At 73.6% G+C, this 18,063-nt stretch carries 13 protein-coding genes; 6 read left to right on the top strand and 7 right to left on the bottom strand.

Annotation, left to right across the window (positions count from 1 at the left end; translation table 11 throughout):
* The first annotated feature begins 34 nt into the window (after positions 1 to 34).
* Positions 35 to 595, top strand: coding sequence for an NYN domain-containing protein (locus tag ACFP2E_RS11050; RefSeq protein WP_378524516.1), 561 nt, complete (start codon positions 35 to 37; stop codon positions 593 to 595).
* 30 nt (positions 596 to 625) lie between these two features.
* On the opposite strand, the gene ACFP2E_RS11045 is transcribed toward ACFP2E_RS11050, so the two are convergent.
* A complete protein-coding gene (locus ACFP2E_RS11045) occupies positions 626 to 1,096 on the bottom strand; it encodes a cupin domain-containing protein (protein WP_378524517.1) in 471 nt (156 codons plus the stop codon).
* A gap of 63 nt (positions 1,097 to 1,159) precedes the next feature.
* Here ACFP2E_RS11045 and ACFP2E_RS11040 point away from each other — a divergent pair, with 63 nt between their 5' ends.
* Complete coding sequence (locus ACFP2E_RS11040; protein ID WP_378524518.1) at positions 1,160 to 1,759, top strand: TetR/AcrR family transcriptional regulator; 600 nt, start codon at positions 1,160 to 1,162, stop codon at positions 1,757 to 1,759.
* 8 nt (positions 1,760 to 1,767) lie between these two features.
* Here ACFP2E_RS11040 and malQ read toward each other — a convergent pair whose 3' ends face one another.
* Complete coding sequence (malQ, locus tag ACFP2E_RS11035; protein ID WP_378524519.1) at positions 1,768 to 3,174, bottom strand: 4-alpha-glucanotransferase; 1,407 nt, start codon at positions 3,172 to 3,174, stop codon at positions 1,768 to 1,770.
* A gap of 196 nt (positions 3,175 to 3,370) precedes the next feature.
* On the opposite strand from malQ, the gene ACFP2E_RS11030 reads away from it, so the two are divergent.
* Genes ACFP2E_RS11030 through ACFP2E_RS11020 form a run of 3 tightly spaced genes read left to right on the top strand, consistent with a single transcriptional unit; the run spans position 3,371 to position 5,429 of the window.
* On the top strand, positions 3,371 to 4,477 hold the full coding sequence (locus ACFP2E_RS11030; RefSeq protein WP_378524520.1) for a hypothetical protein: 1,107 nt from the start codon (positions 3,371 to 3,373) through the stop codon (positions 4,475 to 4,477).
* Positions 4,474 to 5,004: a hypothetical protein gene (locus tag ACFP2E_RS11025; protein WP_378524521.1), complete on the top strand. Its 531-nt coding sequence runs from the start codon at positions 4,474 to 4,476 to the stop codon at positions 5,002 to 5,004. Before ACFP2E_RS11030 ends, ACFP2E_RS11025 begins: the two co-directional genes overlap by 4 nt.
* Entirely contained in the window at positions 5,001 to 5,429 is a 429-nt protein-coding gene (locus tag ACFP2E_RS11020; RefSeq protein WP_378539334.1) for a hypothetical protein, read from the top strand. The genes ACFP2E_RS11025 and ACFP2E_RS11020 overlap by 4 nt, the downstream gene beginning before the upstream one ends.
* 15 nt (positions 5,430 to 5,444) lie before the next feature.
* On the opposite strand, the gene ACFP2E_RS11015 is transcribed toward ACFP2E_RS11020, so the two are convergent.
* The gene (locus tag ACFP2E_RS11015; RefSeq protein ID WP_378524523.1) at positions 5,445 to 6,902 is read right to left on the bottom strand and encodes an NAD-dependent succinate-semialdehyde dehydrogenase; all 1,458 of its coding nucleotides are present in this window, start codon (positions 6,900 to 6,902) and stop codon (positions 5,445 to 5,447) included.
* 198 nt (positions 6,903 to 7,100) lie between these two features.
* Positions 7,101 to 9,845: a LuxR C-terminal-related transcriptional regulator gene (locus ACFP2E_RS11010; protein ID WP_378524524.1), complete on the bottom strand. Its 2,745-nt coding sequence runs from the start codon at positions 9,843 to 9,845 to the stop codon at positions 7,101 to 7,103.
* A gap of 134 nt (positions 9,846 to 9,979) precedes the next feature.
* On the opposite strand from ACFP2E_RS11010, the gene ACFP2E_RS11005 reads away from it, so the two are divergent.
* On the top strand, positions 9,980 to 12,088 hold the full coding sequence (locus tag ACFP2E_RS11005; protein WP_378524525.1) for an elongation factor G-like protein EF-G2: 2,109 nt from the start codon (positions 9,980 to 9,982) through the stop codon (positions 12,086 to 12,088).
* A 213-nt stretch (positions 12,089 to 12,301) separates the two neighbouring features.
* Here ACFP2E_RS11005 and ACFP2E_RS11000 read toward each other — a convergent pair whose 3' ends face one another.
* From ACFP2E_RS11000 to glmS, 3 genes are all read right to left on the bottom strand, one after another.
* Complete coding sequence (locus ACFP2E_RS11000) at positions 12,302 to 14,251, bottom strand: penicillin-binding transpeptidase domain-containing protein (RefSeq protein ID WP_378524526.1); 1,950 nt, start codon at positions 14,249 to 14,251, stop codon at positions 12,302 to 12,304.
* Between the two features lie 78 nt (positions 14,252 to 14,329).
* Positions 14,330 to 16,099, bottom strand: a complete 1,770-nt coding sequence (locus tag ACFP2E_RS10995) for a DEAD/DEAH box helicase (protein ID WP_378524527.1) — start codon at positions 16,097 to 16,099, stop codon at positions 14,330 to 14,332.
* A 121-nt stretch (positions 16,100 to 16,220) separates the two neighbouring features.
* Positions 16,221 to 18,041, bottom strand: coding sequence for a glutamine--fructose-6-phosphate transaminase (isomerizing) (gene glmS, locus ACFP2E_RS10990; RefSeq protein WP_378524528.1), 1,821 nt, complete (start codon positions 18,039 to 18,041; stop codon positions 16,221 to 16,223).
* Positions 18,042 to 18,063: the final 22 nt, after the last annotated feature.

The raw sequence follows: 18,063 nt of genomic DNA, 5'->3' as shown, positions 1-18,063 counted from the left end.
GGTGCGGTGACGGTCGCTGCCGTACTGTCGGGCCATGGCCGAGGCCTCGCGCACCACCTACATCCTCGTCGACGGCGAGAACATCGACGCCACACTCGGCACCTCGATCCTCGGCCGCCGCCCCCGCCCCGAGGAGCGCCCGCGGTGGGAGCGCCTGCTGCAGTTCGCCCGGGAGCGCTGGGGCCAGCCGGCGCAGGGGCTGTTCTTCCTCGCGGTGAACCACGAGCTGCCGATGGCGTTCGTCCAGGCCCTGCTGGCCATCGGCTACCGCCCGATCGCCCTGTCCGGCGGCAGCGCCGAGAAGGTCGTCGACATCGCGATCGACCGCACCCTCGCCGAGATCCGCCGCCGCGACGCCGACGTGCTGCTGGTCAGCAACGACGGCGACTTCGTGGAGCCGATCAGCGAGCTCCTCGACGGGCGTCGCGTGGGGGTCATCGGCTTCGTCGAGTTCCGCAACGCCGGCTTCGTCGAGCTGGTCGACGAGGGCCTCGAGACCTTCGACCTCGAGTACGACGTGCAGGCGTTCAACGCGCAGCTGCCGCGGGTCCGGATCATCCCGATCGACGAGTTCGACCCGGGCGAGTTCCTCTGAGCGGGCCGGGGCGACCGGGTTCGTACCGACCTAGGGCGGCGGGGCTCCGACGATCTCGATGCCGCCGTTCTCCTGCGCGCTGCGAGCCAGCCGCGCGAAGTCGACGACGCACGCCGACCCCTCCAGGGGCTCGCTGGCGCCGCGGTAGAACGGCTCGCACTCGCACGTCGGCTGGATGCCGAGCACCGTCGCCGTCGGACTCTCCACCGTGAAGGCGTGCGGCACCCCCGCCGGGACCATCACGAAGTCGCCGGCGCCGAGGTCGTGCTCGTCGTCGTGGATGCGGTAGCGGATCCGGCCGGTCAGCACCCACATCGACTCCGACACCGGGTGGGTGTGGACCGGCGTCCACTTGCCCTGGACCATCTCGACCTCGACAAGGCTGATGTCCCCGTCGGCACTTCCGAGCTTCCAGGTGAAGACCCCGCCGCCGAAGAACCAGCGCTTCTCACCCTCGCCGGCGCGACGGACCACGGGCTCGAGCATTGTCTGTTCGGCCATCTGACGCTCCCAACTCTTTATGGGACTGCAGTCCCATAACGAGACTGGCATACCATGAATCCCGTGTCAACGAGCTATCACGAGTCCGGCCGTACCCGGCAGAAGCAGCGCACCCGAGACCTGCTCATCGCGACCGCGCGCGAGCTCATGGGCGCGGGCGACACTCCTCGGGTCGAGGAAGTCGCCGAGGCCGCCGGGATCTCGCGCACCACGGCGTACCGCTACTTCCCCTCGCAGGCGGAGCTCCTCGCGGCGGCCTACCCGGAGACGACGGCGACGTCGGTCCTCCCGGACCCCGCTCCGTCCGACATCCTCGAACGGGTGGGCGCCGTCGCCGAGTTCGTGATCGCGCGTGTGCAGGAGAACGAGGAGCAGCAGCGCGCGATGCTCCGTCTGTCCCTGGGGTCGACGCCGCACGACCTGCCCCTGCGCCAGGGCCGCGCCATCCCCTGGTTCGTCGAGGCCCTCGCCCCCGCGGCCGACGATCTCGGCGACGAGGGACTGCACCGGCTCGCACTGGCCCTGCGTGCCGCCTGCGGCATCGAGACCCGCGTTTGGCTCAGCGACGTCGCCGAGCTGTCACCTGGTGAGGTCAACGAGCTCCAGCGGTGGATGGTCGAGGCGCTTCTCCACCACGCTGCCTCGTCGCAGCCGCCGACGTGAGCCGCCGATCACTGCCGACGGGACGCTGACTCCACCACCGACCGCAGCCGGGCGGCGAGATCGTCGTCGAACACACCCTCCGGCGCCTGCCACGACCAGTTCCCGGCGGCCGTGCCGGGGGTGTTCATCCGGCTCTCGCTGCCGAGGCCGAGCAGGTCCTGGGCCGGGACGACCGCGAGCCGGGCGGTCGAGGTCATGGCCAGGCGAATGAACGCCCAGGGCATGTCCTCGTCCGGGTCCGGCAGCAGGTCGCGGACCCGGGACCGGGTCGACTCGTCCACCTCCGACCACCAGCCCAGCGTGGTGTCGTTGTCGTGGGTGCCGGTGTAGACGACGGAGTGCTCGCCGTGCTGGTGCGGCAGGTAGAGGTTGTCCGGGTCGCCGTCGAAGGCGAACTGGAGCACCTTCATCCCGGGCACGTCGAACCGCTCCCGCAGCTCGTTGACCTCCGGCGTGATCAGCCCGAGGTCCTCGGCCACCAAGGAACCAACCCCGGCGGCGTCGACCAGCGCGGACAGGATGTCGGCGCGCGGGCCGGGGACCCACCAGCCCTCGCGAGCGGTCTCCGCCTCGAGTGGCACGTGCCAGGCGGCCTCGAAGCCGCGGAAGTGGTCGATCCGGACCAGGTCGAAGAGCTCGCGCTGCCGCGCGATCCGGCGCCGCCACCAGGCATAGCCGTCGGCGGCCATCGCCTCCCAGTCGTAGTGCGGGTTGTTCCACCGCTGGCCGTCCTCGGCGAAGTAGTCCGGCGGGCAGCCGGTCACCGTGATCGGCCGGCCCGCCTCGTCCAGCTTGAACAGCTCCCGCGACGCCCACACGTCGGCACTGTCCAGCGACACGAAGATCGGCAGGTCGCCGAAGAACAGCACGCCCTTCGCCGCGGCGTACCCCCGCAGCCGCTGCCACTGCACGTCGAAGACCCACTGCTCGAACCGCAGCTCCGTCAGCCGGTCCGCCAGCGGCGCCAGCGCCTTCTCGACCGCGCCCGGGTCCCGGTCGCGCAGCGGCGCCGGCCAGCCCAGCCACGGGGCGTCGTCGTGGAGCTCGCGCAGCGCGGTGAACTCCACGAACGGCTCCAGCCAGTCCGCCTGCGCGTCGCACCAGCGCTCGAACGAGGCCCGCTCCACCTCGCCGAGGTGCGCCGGCTCGTCCAGCCCCAGCTCGGCCTGCTGCTCCTCGCTGATCAGGTCCGGGTTGCAGGCCATCGCCGAGGTGGCGTCGTACGGCGAGGGCACCTCCGCGTGCGTCGGCACCAGCGGCAGCACCTGCCACACCGTGCAGCCCGCGTCCGCCAGGAAGTCGACGAACCGCTCCGCCTCCGCGCCCAGCCGGCCGCCCGGCAGCGAGGTGACGTGCAGCAGCACCCCCGCCCGCCGCACGTCGAACGCTCCGCGGACTGCAGTCGGCTCAGACATCTGGCTCCTCCCGCCACGGGGTGGTGGCCGGACCGACACTACCTGCGGCGTGACGCCCCGGGACCCGTCCCCACGATGGGGGACTTGACGATGGACAACCGCCGCAGGCAGTTGCACCCTCGATAGACGCGTACCGCGCGGGGCGCATCTCATGCCATCTCGACCGTGGGCTCGGGCCGCACCGCTGGAGACGCACGTGGGACTCATCGACCGGGCCAGGGCCGCAGCGAAGGACGCGCAGGACCGAGTGGCCTCCGCAGCCCGTGCCGGGGAGGAGCGCCTGTCCGGAGCCGTGGGTGAGGCGCGCTACACCCGGGCCCGCGACGCCGTCGGCTCCTCGACCCGGCGGGCGGCGGATGGCACCCGGCGGGCCGGGGAGCGGGCTCTGGACCGGGCGGGCGCCACGTCGGGCGGCCGGCGGCTCGGTGAGGGCGCCCGCCGGGCCGTGTCGGAGATCCAGGCCCTTCCCCTCGTCGGCCTCACCCTGGAGGCGGTCGCCGCTCGCCATGGCGTACCGACGCTCCGGAAGCGTCTGCGCGCTGACCCGGCGGACCCGCAGCGCGCGCTGTGGCTCGCGGAGGCCCTCCTTCGAACCCGGCGGGAGATGCTGGCCGTCCGGGCCGCGCAGACCGTGGCGAACCCGGGGTCGGTCGCGCTGCGCGCGGCCACCAAGGTGGCCGTCGGGCTCGGCGCCACCCGGGCAGAGCCGCCGCACCTCCGGCTGCTGCGCGCCGCCTTTGCCGGCGCCGCAGGCCGCGTGCACGCCGACCCCACGGACGCGGAGGCGCTGCACGTGTGCGCGCGGGTGTACCTGGTGCAGGGTATGTACGACGATGCCGTGCGCCTGGCCGACCTCGCCGCCGCGGCGGCCCCCGCCGACGGCCGCCCCTGCGCCACGGCGGCCCAGGCCCACCTGCGCGCCGGCCAGGCACACGAGGCCGCTCGGTGTGCGGACCTCGCCCTCGAGCGCGGCTGCACCCTCGGCCACGAGGTGCACGCGGAGCTCCAGCGCGCCGAGCTCATGGCAGCGGGCGAGCAGGGGCTGCGGGAGCGCGGCGACGCCTACGCCGAACGGCTCGCGATGGTCGACCGCCGCCACCGGCGTGCCTACTACGGCGTGGCGGTGGGTGCGCCGGGTGTCACCTGGGCGGTGACGGCCCAGGAGACCCGCAAGACGGCCCGGCTCGCCGGCCGGCTGGCGGTCGGCACCGCCAAGGTCACGACAAAGGGGGTCCGGGCCTCGACCAGGGGCGCAGCCCGCCAGGTGCGGACCCGCAGCGAGTTGAAGGGAGACGGGACATGAGCATCTTCGACGGCATGGAGGACGACCTCGGGGCCGAGCTCGACGACCTCGGCCTGCCCGACCTCGGGACCGGCCTGGACGAGGTGGCCGCCGGCGCAGGACCGGGCACCGTACCGCTGCCGGACCCGTTCGGCGTCGACCCGATCTCTCCGGCCACCCAGGGCGTCCTCGACTACACGTCCGGGGTGATGCAGGAGGCCTCGGCGACGTACGCCGAGGTCGCGGCCGCCGAGGGCCTCGCCCCCGACCTGCCCACCCCGGGTCTCGAGCAGGCCGGCGCCGCCATGGACGCGGCGATGAATGCCGACGCCGACCAGGCTGCACGCATGGCGGGCTTCCTCCAGGGCGAGACCTACGTGCAGGAGGTCAAGAACGACCTCGCGGAGAAGGCGGCCGAGGTCCAGCAGGCCGAGGAGGCCTCGGCGGCGGCGGCCGAGGCGGACCTGCTGGCCTGGCAGGCCGAAAGGGCGGCCGCCGCGGCGGCACGGGAGGTCGCCCAGTCGCAGCAGGAGCGGGGTGGGCCGTGACGAGAGTGACCGCCGCCGACATCAGCGCCATGAGCAAGCGCAACGGCGGCAACGAGCCGCTCGACGTGCATCTCGAGGCGGCCCTGGCCTGGCTCGAACCTGACGAGGAGCTGCTCTGGTGCGTCGACTACGCGGACATGGAGCAGAAGTTCGGTCCCTCGTGCATGCTGCTCGTCACCCCGAGGCGGCTGGTCGTGCAACGCCTGGAAGGCCTCACGGCCAGGAAGCCAACCATCTACGAGGTGGCCATGGAGGAGGTCCTCGTCGCGATCGACTTCCCCAAGCCGGTGATGTTCGGGCTTATGAAGAACCACCACCTCGTGGTCCAGGCAAGGCCCGGCCGGATCGTCCTCCAGGACCTGCGCGACGAGCAGGTGGCTGCGGCGGTCGAGGTCATCAACGCAGCGGCCGTCGATGCCGGCTGACCCCGCGGGCTGCGGCTACTCCGCCGGCAGCGCCACGTAGGTGGTCTCGAGGTACTCCTCGATGCCCTCGAACCCGCCCTCGCGGCCGAAGCCGCTGGCCTTGACGCCGCCGAACGGCGCGGCCGGGTTCGACACCAGCCCGGTGTTGAGGCCGACCATGCCGAACTGCAGCGACTCCGCCAGCCGGATCGTGCGGCCGACGTCGCGGGTGTAGACGTAGGAGACCAGGCCGTACTCGGTGGCGTTGGCCCGCTCGACCGCCTCGGACTCCTCGGTGAACGTCGTGATCGGCGCGACCGGCCCGAAGATCTCCACGTCGTTGATCCGCGCCTCGGCCGGTACGTCGAGCAGCACCGTCGGTGGGTAGAAGTGGCCGGGCCCGTCGACCCGCTTCCCGCCGCACACCAGCGTCGCGCCGTCGTGGACGGCGTCGGTGACGAGCTCGCTGACCGAGTCGACAGCGTTCTCGTCGATGAGCGGGCCGACGTCGACGCCCTCGTCCTGGCCGCGGCCGACCTCGAGCGCACCCATCCGCTTGCCGAGCTTGTCGGCGAACTCCTGCGCCACGTCGCGGTGCACGAGGAACCGGTTGGCGGACGTGCAGGCCTCGCCCATGTTCCGCATCTTGGCGACCATCGCGCCCTCGACCGCGGCGTCGACGTCGGCGTCCTCGAAGACCAGGAACGGCGCGTTGCCGCCGAGCTCCATCGACACCCGCTGCAGCTCGTCGGCCGACTGCCGCACCAGCACCTTGCCGACCTCGGTGGAGCCGGTGAACGAGACCTTCCGCAGCCGGTCGTCGGCCATCAGCGTCTTGCTGAGGTCCTTGGAGTTCGTGGTGGTCACGACGTTGAGCACGCCGGCGGGCAGCCCGGCCTCCTCCATCAGCGCAGTCAACGCCAGCATCGTCAGCGGCGTCAGCTCGGCCGGCTTCACCACCATCGTGCAGCCGGCGGCGACCGCCGGGCCGATCTTGCGGGTGCCCATCGCGAGCGGGAAGTTCCACGGCGTGATGAACAGGCACGGCCCGACCGGCTTCTTCAGCGTCAGCAGCCGGGTGTTGCCGGCCGGCGCCGTCATCCAGCGGCCGTGGATCCGCACCGCCTCCTCGGCGAACCAACGGAAGAACTCCGCCCCGTAGGTCACCTCGCCCTTCGCCTCGGCGACGGTCTTGCCCATCTCCAGGCTCATCAGGTGCGCGAAGTCGTCGGCGCGCGCGGTGAGCAGCTCGAAAGCCTTGCGCAGGATTTCCGAGCGCTCCCGCGGCGGGGTCGCCGCCCAGTCCGCCTGCGCGGCCACCGCGGCGTCCAGCGCGTCCATCGCGTCGAGCGGCGAGGCGTCCGCGACGTCGGTGATCACCGAGCCGTCGGCCGGGTCGAGCACGTCGAAGCGCTCCCCGCTGTTGGCCTCGCGCCAGGTGCCGTCGATGTAGAGCCCGCCCTTGGTGGCGGCCAGGAGGTCGAGTCCGGTCATGCGGCCAGCCTCGCACTCCAGACCAGATCGGGAAACCGCTGACACGGGGAAGTCCCGACTGCGAGGATTGAACCGGTCGACCGAGGGGGCTACCCCTGGGCCGGCAGAACCCCTTGCTGACCCCATGCAGCGAGGGGTTCCTCGGTTTCCGGACCCTTCTGCGGGCTGGTTCCCGGGTCGCCGGCGACCGGTCGCGGGTCAGTCCGCGGCCGGTACGCCGACCCGGGTCGCGAGCTGCGTCCGGGACCGCACGCCGAGCTTGCGGTAGACCCGCGTCAGCGTCGACTCGACGGTCTTCACGCTCACGAACAGCCGCTCCGCGATCTCGCGGTTGCTGGCGCCGCGGGCCACCTCGGCAGCGACCCGGGCCTCGGTCGGGGTGAGCCCGTCGGGCGCGGGGTCGGCGTCGGCCGGGTCGCCGGGCCCGGCCGGCTGACCGCCCAGCTCCGCCTCGACCGCCGCCACCCACGGAGTCGCGCGAAGAGAGCGGAAGTGGTCGCGGGCCTGCTCCAGCCCGGCCCGGGCGGCGGCGTGCCGGCGGCGGCGCCGGTCGAGCTGGGCGCGGCCCACCAGCACCCGACCCTCGTCGAGCCGCAGCCCGAGGTCGCGGCAGACCTTCTCGGCCCGGTCCAGCAGGATCGCGGCGCCGTCCAGGTCGCCGCGGGCGGCGAGCAGGTGGGCCTCGGCGCGGTCGAGCTGGGCGGCGACGCCGTCGGTGCCGGGCCGCCCGTCCAGGGCCCGGCGGGCCCGGTCGAGCAAGGTCTCCGCCTGCTCGAGCCGGCCGGTGACGACCAGCGCGGTCGCCAGCTCGGGCTGCCACCGGTGCACGGTCGGGTCGCTGCACCCGCCGGCCGCCTCCATCAGGGCCAGCCGCTCCAGCGCGGTCCGCGAGCCCTCGGCGTCGCCGGTCCGCAGCCGGGCGCTGCCGAGCACCAGCAGGTGGCGCTGCAGGTAGCGCACGTCGCCGCGCTCCTCCGCCGCGCTCGCGCCCCGCTCGGCGAGCGCGGCCGCGCGGCCGAAGTCGCCGCCGGCGAGCTCGGCCAGCGCGGAGACGAACCAGCCGGGGTGCGGGTCGAGGCCGAACTCCTCGCCGATCCGGGCCGCCCGCTCGGCGTACGCGACCGCCTCCGCGCAGCGGCCCGACCGGGCCGCGACCTCGACCAGCGAGCGCAGCAGGTGGAGCTGGTCGGTGCCGGCGCCCCGGTCGACCCGGCCGAGCATCCGGAGCAGCGCGGTCCACGCCTCGTCGAGCCGGTCGTCGTACATCGCGAAGCGGGCGGCGGTGTACGCCGGAGTGAGGTGCACCAGCGCGGGCGGGTCGGCGTCGGGCAGCGCCAGCGCCTCGGCGATCAGCGCGTCATGGTCGCCGCGGCCGGTCCACCGCGTGGCGACCGCCAGCGTCGTCAGCCCGGCGGCCAGGTCGGCGGGCGACCCGGAGCGGCGCAGCAGCCGGACCGCCTGGGCGGCGTGGCGGGCGGCGACCACGGCGTCGGACTCCATCAGCGCGACCCGGGCCCGCTGCAACAGCACCATCGAGACCAGCACGTCGTCGTCGGCGGCGTCGGCCAGCGCGGTGGTCAGCGCCTCGTCCATCGCCGCCATTCCGGACCCGGCGAGCTCGAGCAGCGCGAGCCGCACCCGCACCAGCTGCGCCGGCGTCGCCGGGCTCTCCTGCAGGTCGCGCAGCGCCCGGTGCACCAGCTCGGCGTGGTTGCCCGGCGCGCCGGTCTCGATCGCGGTGGCGAGCCACTCGGTGCGCTCGGCGGCCAGCTCGCACGGCGCCCGGTCGGCGGCCAGGACGAACAGCTCGGTCGCCAGCTCGCGGGCCCCGGTGGCGACGCAGTCGGCGGCGGCCGACGCGAGCTCGGTGGCCAGGGTCGCGTCGGGGCGGGGGTCGGCGAGGGCGCGATGGCGCAGCCGCTCCCCCACGGTCGGGGCGACCACGGCCAGCTCGGCGTGCAGCTCGGCCCGGCACACCTCGGGGGCCAGCCCGACCACGATCCGGCGCAGCGTCGGCGGGGTGAACCGCACCTCGTCCCCCGCGCAGGCCACCAGGCCGGCGGCCGCCGCGGCCCGCAGGTGCGCCTCGGCGCCGACCCGGCCGGCCCGCTCGAGGTGGCGGACGGTCGGCCGGTGCAGCAGCGCGGCGTACCCCAGCGTGTTGCGGACCTCCGCCGGCTGGTCGAGGAACCGTTGCCGCGCCACCTGCTCCACGCTCGCGGGCAGCGGGGTGGGCCGGCCGAGGAGCTCCGGCGTGGCCGCGACCGCGCCGGCGAGCGCGAGCGCCAGCGCCGGCACGCCGCCGGACTCGACGTGGAGCCGGTGCGCGGTGTGGGCGGGCAGGCCGTGCGGGGTGAGCAGGTCGACGGTGTCGGCCGCCGCCAGTGGCGGCACATCGATGCGGGTGAAGCCGGTGAGGTCGACCCCGTCGCCGCGCCCCACCGCCGCGACGACCCGGACCCGGTCGGTGAGGCGGCGTACTGCGAATCGGAGCGCGGCGACCGACTCGGCATCGAACCAGTGGGCGTCGTCGAGGAGCAGCACCACCGGCCGCTCCGCGGTGGCGAGGCCGGCGAGCACCTCGAGCACGCCGAAGGCGACGGCGGCGCGGTCCTCGTCGGCGACGGCCGGGTCGACCTGCCGCCCCATCAGCCGGTTGCCGGCCAGCGCGTCCGGCAACGGGCCCGGCACCTGGTCGAGCAGGTCCTGCAGCACGGCGTACGCGAGCGACTGCTCGGCGGCGGCGCCGCTGGCCCGCAGCACGGTCTCGCCCCGGTCGGCCGGGTCGGCCGGGCCGTCGTGGCCGGCGAGGGCGGACTCTACGGCGTCGAGGAGGGCGCTGAGGCCGATGCCGGGCGGACCCGCGAGCGCGACCGAGCGCCCCTGCACCAGCAGCCCGTGGACCTCACCGAGCAGGGTCACGCGACCGATGACCCGAGACATCCCGAACAGGTTAGTCAGCCCGCGACGCCCCGGACAGGCTTTCGCGCGCTTTCGGGACAACCTCGTCGCTTCCCCCATCCGGCTCTTGTGCAACGCGGCGAACAGGAGAAACCTGACCCGCAGGAGGTACGGCGATGGCGGACAAGGGCAGCGCACGGAGACCAACGGGCCAGGATCTGGAGGCGAGCAGCCCGGACCGGATCCGCAACGTCGTCCTCGTCGGACCGGGTGGGTCCGGCAAGACCACGCTCGTCGAGACGCTGCTCGCCTCCGCCGGAGCCCTGAACCGGGCCGGCTCGGTCCGTGACGGCACCACCGTGTCCGACTTCGAGGAGTCCGAGCAGTCGCACGAGCGGTCCGTCTCCCTCGCGGTCTGCCCGCTGGTGCACGCCGGCACCAAGGTCAACCTGATCGACACCCCCGGGTACGCCGACTTCGTGGGCGAGGTGCGCGCCGGCCTGCGGGCCGCGGAGTGCGCGCTGTTCGTGGTCGCCGCCAACGAGGGCGTCGACGACGCGACCCGTGCGCTGTGGCGCGAGTGCGCCGACGTCGGCATGCCGAGAGCGGTGATCGTCACGAAGCTCGACCAGGCGAGGGCCGACTACGACGGGGTCCTCGGCCAGGCCCAGGCGGCCTTCGGCGACAAGGTGATGCCGCTCTACGTCCCCGTCCGAGAGGGCGGGGACGTCGTCTCTCTCACGGGCCTGCTCGCCCCCGGCTCCTCCGACGACCCGGTGGTCGAGGAGATGCGGGGCAGCCTGATCGAGGGCGTCATCGAGGAGTCCGAGGACGAGACGCTGATGGACCGCTACCTCGGCGGCGAGGAGGTCGACGAGAAGGTGCTCGTCGAGGACCTCGAGCGCGCGGTCGCCCGGGCGACGTTCTTCCCCGTCGTCCCCGTCTGCTCGGTCACCGGGGTCGGCTGCACCGAGCTGCTCGACCTGATGACCAGTGCGTTCCCCTCCCCCGCGGAGCACCCGTCGCCGCAGGTCTTCACCCCCGCCGGCGCCGCCGCGGGCGCGATCGCCTGCGACCCGGACGGGCCGCTGGTCGCCGAGATCGTGAAGACCACCAGCGACCCCTACGTCGGCCGGCTCAGCATCGCCCGCGTCTTCTCCGGCACGCTGCGGCCCGACCAGCCGGTGCACGTCTCCGGCCACTTCACGTCGTTCTTCGGCGCCGGCGCCGGCCACGAGGACCACGACGAGGACGAGCGGCTCGGTGCGCTCGGCCACCCGTTCGGCCGCCACCAGGTGACCGCCTCGCAGGTGGTCGCCGGCGACATCTGCGCGATCGGCCGGCTCACCCGCGCCGAGACCGGCGACACCCTCTCGCCGGTCGAGGAGCCGCGGGTGCTGATGCCGTGGTCGCTGCCCGAGCCGCTGCTGCCGGTCGCGGTGGTGGCGCGCAGCAAGGCAGACGAGGACAAGCTGTCGCAGGCGCTGTCGCGGCTTGCCGCCGAGGACCCGAGCCTGCGGATCGAGAACAACGCCGAGACCCACCAGCTCGTGCTGTGGTGCATGGGCGAGGCGCACGCCGACGTCGCGCTGGAGCGGCTCGCCGGCCGGTACGGCGTCAACGTCGACACCGAGCCGTTCATCGTGTCGCTGCGCGAGACCTTCGCCGGCCCGGCCGAGGGCAAGGGGCGGCACGTCAAGCAGTCCGGCGGTCACGGCCAGTACGCCGTCTGCGACATCACCGTCGAGCCGCTGCCCGAGGGCTCCGGCTTCGAGTTCGTCGACAAGGTCGTCGGCGGTGCGGTGCCGCGGCAGTTCATCCCCAGCGTCGAGAAGGGGGTCCGTGCGCAGATGGAGAAGGGCGTGCGCGCCGGCTACCCCGTGGTCGACCTCCGGGTGACGCTCACCGACGGCAAGGCCCACAGCGTCGACTCCTCCGACATGGCCTTCCAGACCGCGGGCGCGCTGGCGCTGCGGGAGGCGGCTGAGGCCACCACGGTGACGCTGCTCGAGCCCTACGACACCGTCGACGTGATCATCCCCGACGACCAGGTGGGCGGCGTGATGAGCGACCTGTCGTCGCGGCGGGCCCGGGTGCTCGGCACGGACAAGGTCGGCGAGGACCGCACCCTCGTCAAGGCGGAGGTCCCGCAGACCGAGCTGGTCCACTACGCCGTCGACCTGCGCTCGGCCTCCCACGGCGCCGGCACCTTCACCCGCACCTTCGCCCACTACGAGCCGATGCCCGAGGACGTCGCCGCCAAGGTCCCCCCGCGCGAGCGCTGACCCGCGAGCTGCCAGCAGTTCACCCCCGCCGTACGCCGAGCTGCCAGCAGTTCCCCCACGCCGTACGCCGTGCTGTCGCCAGTTGTCCCGCCCCGTGGGTAACTCGTGGCAGCTCGGCCTGGTTTCACGTGCAACTGGGGACCACTCGGCGTTGATCCGGGGGCAACTGCTGGCAGCTCGCGGTGACTGCTGCTCCCCGCGCCCCCTGCCTGACTACGGGACCTGGCGGAGGAACGCCTCGAGGATCGGGCCGGCGGTGCCGGAGCCGGACTGGCCCTCCTCGACGAACACCGCGACGGCGAGGTCGCCCTGGGCGGCGACCATCCAGGCGTGGTTGCGGAGCCTGCCGTCGCGCTCGAACTCGGCGGTGCCGGTCTTGCCGATCACCGGCTGGCCGGGGACGTCGGCGAGGAACCGGCCGCTGCCGGAGGTCACCACCGCGCGGAGCAGGTCGCGCAGGGCGGCCGCCTCCTGCCCGGTGAGCTCGGGGGCGGCCTGCTGCCGCTGCGACCAGCCCTTCACCAGCCGCGGCAGCACGGTCTTCCCGGACTGGACCGACCCGACGACGGCGGCCATCGCCATCGGCGAGGCCAGGACCTTGCCCTGGCCGATCATGTCGGCGGCCTTCTGGGTGGCCGACGCGGGCGGCTCGACCTGGCCGAAGTACGCCGGGAAGCCGAGGTCGTGGTCGACCCCGAGGCCGAGCGACGCGGCGGCGTCGGCGAGGTCGCCCTCCCCGAGCCGGTCGGCCGCGGCGATCAGCGCGGTGTTGCAGGAGTTGGCGATCGCGGTGCGCAGACTGATCCGGCCCAGCCCGGAGGCGGGGTAGTCGTCGTAGTTCTCGAACCGCTTGCCGTCGACCACGACGGAGTCGGTGCAGCGCACGGTCGACTCCGGGGTGAGCCCGGCGCGGAGCAGCGCCAGCGAGCTGACCGCCTTGAAGGTCGAGCCCGGCGCGAACTGGCCGAAGGTGGCCATGTTGTAGCCGTCGTTGCCGGGGCCGTTGGCCGCAGCGAGGACGTGGCCGTCCGAGGGTCGCAGCGCCACCAGCGCGCTGGCGGGACCCACCCCGGCGAGCAGCCGCTCAGCCGCGAGCTGCAGGTCGATGTCGAGCGTCAGCTTGAGCGGCCGGCCCTTGACCGGCGGCTCGCGGAAGAGCTCCCGCTCCTCGGCCTCCTCCCCGGACCCGCCGTCGGAGGACTCGTCCCCGGACGCCTCCGCCGAGGGCACCGCCACCACGGTCACGCCGGGCGTGCCGCGCAGCTGCTCGTCGTACCGCGCCTGCAACCCGGACACCCCCGCCCGGTCACCGACGGAGTAGAGGTCGGGCTCCTTCTCGATCATCTCGGCGGTCACCTCGCCCACCCGGCCGAGGATGGGGGCCGCGAACTCGCGGCTCGGCGCCAGCGGCAGCTCGCCCGTGACGGCCAGCGCACCGGGGATCCGGTCGTAGCCGCCGAGCACCCGCGACGGCACCTCGTCGCGGCGGTAGACGATGCCCTCGACGAACGCGAGGTCGCCGGCCGCGGTGACGCGCTCGGCGTAGGACTTCGCGTCGATGCCGAGCAGCTGCGCGAGCCGCCTCGCGGCGGCGCCGGCCTTCACGGCGCCGACCTGGGAGCGGTCGATGCCGAACCGGACGACCGGGCGGTCGGCGACCAGCGCCAGCCCGCCTGCGCCCCTGATGTCGGCCCGCTCGGGCAGCGACCGGCGCAGCTCGAGGACGTCGCCGTCGGCCAGCGACGGCTCGATGAGGGCGCGTGACCACGGGACGACCCAGCGGTCGGCCTCCAGCTCGAGCGACAGGTCGGTCTCGTAGGACCACTCCTGCTCGCCGACCGGCCACTGCCACGACAGGGTGACCGGGACGGTCAGCGTCTCCTCGTCGAGCGGCCCGGTCCCGGCGGCGATCACGATCGGGTCCAGCCCGCCCATGCCCTCGAGGACGGCGTCGTAGTCGTCCTTCGCCTGCAGGGCGGTGACGCCGTCGGCGTACGGGACCCGGCCGAGCTTGCCGCGCGACAAGCCGTCGGCGAGCTGCTCTGAGACCTCGGAGAAGTCGGGTCCGACGATCTCCGGTCCGTCGTCACCGAACGAGCAGCCGGCGAGCAGGCCCGGGACGAGCGCCAGCGCGGCGAGTGCGGTCGAACGACGAGCCCCCATGGGGCGAAGTTGTACCAGCAGCCGCCGAACCGCCCGCCGCCGGTCGGCGGCGGGCCCAGGCATCAGCGGGTGCAGGCCTCAGCGGTCCTTGTGGCGCGGCTTCTTGCGGGTGTCGGGGCGGCCACCGGCGCGGGGGCCGCGTCCGCGGTCGCCACCGCGGTGCGGCGGGCGGCCCTGGTCGCGCTGCAGCTCGATCAGCTTGCCGGAGATGCGGGTGCCGGAGAGCCGGTCCTCGGTGCCGGGCGGCAGGTCGGCGGGCAGCTCGACCAGCGAGAAGTCCGGCCGGATGGTGATGTTGCCGAAGTCGCCGCGGTTCAGGCCGCCCTCGTTGGCGATCGCGCCGACGATCTGGCGTGGCTCGACCTTGTGCCGCTTGCCGACGGAGATCCGGTAGACCGCCATCCCCTCGGCGGGGCCGCGGTCACCACGGTCGCCCCGGTCACCACGACCCGGACGGCCGCCGCGGTCGCCGCCGTCGCGGTCCGGGCGCTCGCGACGCGCGGGCCGCTCGGGCTCGGGCTCCATCAGCAGCGGGGTGCCGCCCTGCTGCACGACGGCCAGCGCGGCCGCGACGTCGCCGGCGGGCACGTCGTGGTTGCGGACGTAGTGGTCGACCACGTCGCGGAAGAAGGCGACCTTCTCCTGGTCGGCGAGTGCCGCGGTGATGGCGTCGTCGAACCGCGCGAGGCGGGTGACGTTGACGTCCTCCACCGACGGCAGCGGCATCTCCTCGAGCGTCGACTTCGTCGTCTTCTCGATGGACCGGAGCAGGTAGCGCTCGCGCGGGGTGACGAACGAGATCGCGTCGCCGCTGCGGCCGGCGCGGCCGGTGCGGCCGATCCGGTGCACGTAGGACTCCGGGTCGGTCGGGATGTCGAAGTTGATGACGTGGCTGATCCGCTCGACGTCGAGGCCGCGGGCGGCCACGTCGGTGGCGACGAGGATGTCGAGCTTGCCGTCCTTGAGCTGGTTGACGGTCCGCTCGCGCTGCTGCTGCGCGACGTCGCCGTTGATCGCGGCGGCGGAGAAGCCTCGGGCGCGCAGCTTCTCGGCGACGGTCTCGGTCTCGTTCTTGGTACGGACGAAGACGATGGTCGCCTCGAAGTTCTCGACCTCGAGGATCCGGGTCAGCGCGTCCACCTTCTGCGGGTAGGACACCATCAGGTAGCGCTGCTTGATGTTCGCGGCGGTGGCGGTGCGGTTCTTGACCGTGATCTCGGCCGGATCGTTGAGGTACTGCTTCGACATCCGGCGGATCGTCGACGGCATGGTCGCCGAGAACAGCGCCACCTGCTTCTCCGCGGGGGTGCTGGCGAGGATCGTCTCGACGTCCTCGGCGAAGCCCATGTTGAGCATCTCGTCGGCCTCGTCGAGGACGAGGTAGCGCAGCTCGGAGAGGTCGAGGGTGCCCTTCTCCAGGTGGTCCATGATCCGGCCGGGGGTGCCGACGACGATGTGGACGCCCCGGCGCAGGGCCGAGAGCTGTACGCCGTACCCCTGACCGCCGTAGACCGGCAGGACGTGGACGCCGCGCAGGTGGGCGGCGTACCGCTCGAACGCCTCGCAGACCTGCAGCGCGAGCTCGCGCGTGGGCGCGAGGACGAGCGCCTGCGGGCTCTTCTGCTTCACGTCGAGGCGCGAGAGGACCGGCAGCGCGAACGCCGCGGTCTTGCCGGTGCCGGTCTGCGCGAGGCCGACGACGTCGCGGCCGTCGAGCAGGGTCGGGATGGTGGCGGCCTGGATCGGGGACGGCGTCTCGTAGCCGACCTCCTTGAGGGCCTTGAGGACGCGGTCGTCGAGCCCGAGGTCGTCGAAGGTGATCTCGGGGGCATCGGGCGCGTCAGACATGCACACCACGGTAGGGCCCGCACGCCCGGGGGTGTGATTCGTCGTCGCGGCGACGTCCGTCACTACCCCTGCGGCGGCGGGCCCTCCTGGCCCCCGCGAGAGGACCCCTCGAGGGGCCCGGCTACTCGACGGTGACCGACTTGGCGAGGTTGCGCGGCTTGTCGATGTCGTGGCCGAGGTGCAGCGCCGCGTGGTAGGCGAGCAGCTGCAGCGGCAGCGTCAGCAGGATCGGGTCGAGCTCCCGCTCGTTGCGGGGCACGTCGATCCGGGTGGCCTCGAGCCCCCCGAGGTCGACGCCCTCGTGGGTGACGACCACGAGCGGGCCGCCGCGGGCGGCGATCTCGTGCAGCGCGCCGGCGTTGCGGTCGGCGAGCTCGTCCTCGGGGACGATCGCGACCGTCGGCACCTCCGGGGAGATCAGCGCCAGCGGGCCGTGCTTGAGCTCGGAGGTCTGGTAGGCCTCGGCGTGCCGGTAGGAGATCTCCTTGAACTTCTGCGCCCCCTCACGCGCGACCGGGAAACCGCGCACCCGGCCGACGAAGAACAGGCTCTCCGCCTTCGACAGCTCCCTCGCGACCTCGGCGAGCCGCTCCTCCTGGGCGAGCACCTCGGCGACCTGGCCGGGGATCGCCTGCAGCCCGGCGATGAGCCGGCGGCCGTCGGCGATCGACAGGTCCCGCACCCGGCCGAGCTGCAGCGCGAGCAGCGCGAAGCCGAGGAACATGTTGGTGAGCGCCTTGGTGGAGGCGACCGCGACCTCGGGGCCGGCGTGCAGGTAGATGCCGCCGTCGCACTCGCGGGCGATGGCGCTGCCGACGACGTTGACGAGGCCGACGACCCGGCCGCCCTTGCGGCGGATCTCCTGGACCGCCAGCAGGGTGTCCAGGGTCTCGCCGGACTGGCTCACCGCGACGTAGAGCGTGTCGGGCTCGATGATCGGGTTGCGGTAGCGGAACTCGCTGGCCGCCTCGGCGTCGGCGGGGATCCGCGCCAGCTCCTCGATCAGGGAGGCGCCCATCTGGCCGACGTAGTACGCCGACCCGCAGCCGAGGATCTTCACCCGGCGGATCGCGCGGGTCTCGCGGGCGTCCATGTTGAGGCCGCCGAGGTGGGCGGTACCGAACTTCTCGTCGAGCCGGCCGCGGAGCACCCGCTCCGCCGACTCGGGCTGCTCGAGCATCTCCTTGTGCATGTAGGAGTCGTGGTCGCCGGCGTCGTAGATGGAGGGGTCGATGTCGAGCTGCGTGGCCTCGGTACCCGTCGCACTGAGGTCCTCGCGGAAGGTGGTGAAGCCCGATGCGGTCAGGGTCGCGAGCTCGCCGTCCTCGAGGTGGGCGACGGTCGTGGTGTGGCGCACCAGCGCGGCGAGGTCGGAGGCCACGAACATCTCGCGGTCCCCCACCCCGACGATCAGTGGGCTGCCGTTGCGGGCGACGACGATCCGGTCGGGGAAGTCGGCGTGCACGACCGCGATGCCGTAGGTGCCGTCGATCTGGGCGATCGCGTCGCGGACCCGGCCCTCGAGGGTGTCGGCGTCGGAGGCGGCGACGAGGTGGGCAACCACCTCGGTGTCGGTGTCGGAGACCAGCTCCACGCCCCGGTCGCTCAGTCGCCGCCGCAGCGTGGCGGCGTTGTCGATGATGCCGTTGTGGACCACGGCGACCCGGCCGCTGGTGTCGGTGTGCGGGTGGGCGTTGACGTCGTTCGCCGGGCCGTGGGTGGCCCAGCGGGTGTGGCCGACGCCGACCTTGCCGGCGAACCGCTTCGGCAGCTCGTCCGCCAGGTCCCGGACCCGGCCGGCCCGCTTGGCCGTCCGCAGCCCGCTGCTGCCGAGCACCGCCACGCCGGCCGAGTCGTAACCCCGGTGCTCCAGCCGGGTCAGTCCCTCGACCAGGATCGGCGCGGCCTGCTGCCCGCCGATGTACCCCACGATTCCGCACATGTCGTTCGTCCCCTCTCGTCGT

It is taken from the genome of Nocardioides sp. GCM10027114, from assembly GCF_042659625.1.
GTDB lineage: Bacteria > Actinomycetota > Actinomycetes > Propionibacteriales > Nocardioidaceae > Nocardioides.
This window is presented reverse-complemented; position numbering and strand designations above follow the sequence as displayed.

Bases quoted from the DNA above. Each gene is read 5' to 3' on its own strand.
- ACFP2E_RS11025 (WP_378524521.1), top strand. From the start codon at position 4,474: ATGAGCATCTTCGACGGCATGGAGGACGACCTCGGGGCCGAGCTCGAC.
- glmS (WP_378524528.1), bottom strand. From the start codon at position 18,041: ATGTGCGGAATCGTGGGGTACATCGGCGGGCAGCAGGCCGCGCCGATC.
- ACFP2E_RS11010 (WP_378524524.1), bottom strand. From the start codon at position 9,845: ATGTCTCGGGTCATCGGTCGCGTGACCCTGCTCGGTGAGGTCCACGGG.
- ACFP2E_RS10995 (WP_378524527.1), bottom strand. From the start codon at position 16,099: ATGTCTGACGCGCCCGATGCCCCCGAGATCACCTTCGACGACCTCGGG.
- ACFP2E_RS11000 (WP_378524526.1), bottom strand. From the start codon at position 14,251: ATGGGGGCTCGTCGTTCGACCGCACTCGCCGCGCTGGCGCTCGTCCCG.
- ACFP2E_RS11050 (WP_378524516.1), top strand. From the start codon at position 35: ATGGCCGAGGCCTCGCGCACCACCTACATCCTCGTCGACGGCGAGAAC.
- ACFP2E_RS11005 (WP_378524525.1), top strand. From the start codon at position 9,980: ATGGCGGACAAGGGCAGCGCACGGAGACCAACGGGCCAGGATCTGGAG.
- ACFP2E_RS11045 (WP_378524517.1), bottom strand. From the start codon at position 1,096: ATGGCCGAACAGACAATGCTCGAGCCCGTGGTCCGTCGCGCCGGCGAG.
- malQ (WP_378524519.1), bottom strand. From the start codon at position 3,174: ATGTCTGAGCCGACTGCAGTCCGCGGAGCGTTCGACGTGCGGCGGGCG.
- ACFP2E_RS11015 (WP_378524523.1), bottom strand. From the start codon at position 6,902: ATGACCGGACTCGACCTCCTGGCCGCCACCAAGGGCGGGCTCTACATC.